Origin of the sequence: Mesorhizobium sp. M7A.F.Ca.CA.003.01.2.1, assembly GCF_003998945.1 — a bacterium.
Classification (GTDB): Bacteria; Pseudomonadota; Alphaproteobacteria; order Rhizobiales; family Rhizobiaceae; genus Mesorhizobium; species Mesorhizobium ciceri.
In genome coordinates, this window is sequence record NZ_RZRA01001647.1 from 1 (window position 1) to 481 (window position 481).

Here is a 481-nt window from a genome sequence, read left to right on the forward strand (position 1 = left end):
GGGCATAGACGGCGGGCCGGGCGGTGGGGATCGGCCGCGGCTTGGCGGCGCGCAGCCGGTCAAGGGCGGTGGCGGCATCGAACGGGCCGATCTCGGCATTGGCTTTTTCGGCGGTGAAGGCGATGACGACCGGCACGCCGTTGGAGCCGGCGTCGTTGATCAGCCGCTCGGCGGTGGCGACGCGTTTGCCCCAGTCGGCGGCACTTGCCCAGTCATTGTCGATGACCAGGGCAAGGGCGGCTCCTTCGGCCGGCAGCTTTTCACGCGGATTGAAGACCGGGTCGGCCAATGCCGCGACGATGAGGGCCGCCATCAAGAGCCTGAGCAGCGTCAGCCACCACGGACTCTGCTGCGGCGTCTCCTCGCGCTTCAGTACGCGCGCCAGGATCTTCAGCGGCGGGAAGATCTCGGTCTGCGGCTTGGGCGGCGTCAGCCTGAGCAGCCACCAGATCACCGGCAGTGCCAGCAGGCCCCACAGCAC

Annotated in this window: 1 protein-coding gene; it reads right to left on the bottom strand. The window is 69.2% G+C overall.

Annotated elements, in window-relative coordinates:
- The coding region (locus EN969_RS34735; protein ID WP_206525385.1) for a BatA domain-containing protein at positions 1-481 on the bottom strand (481 nt) is incomplete at both ends.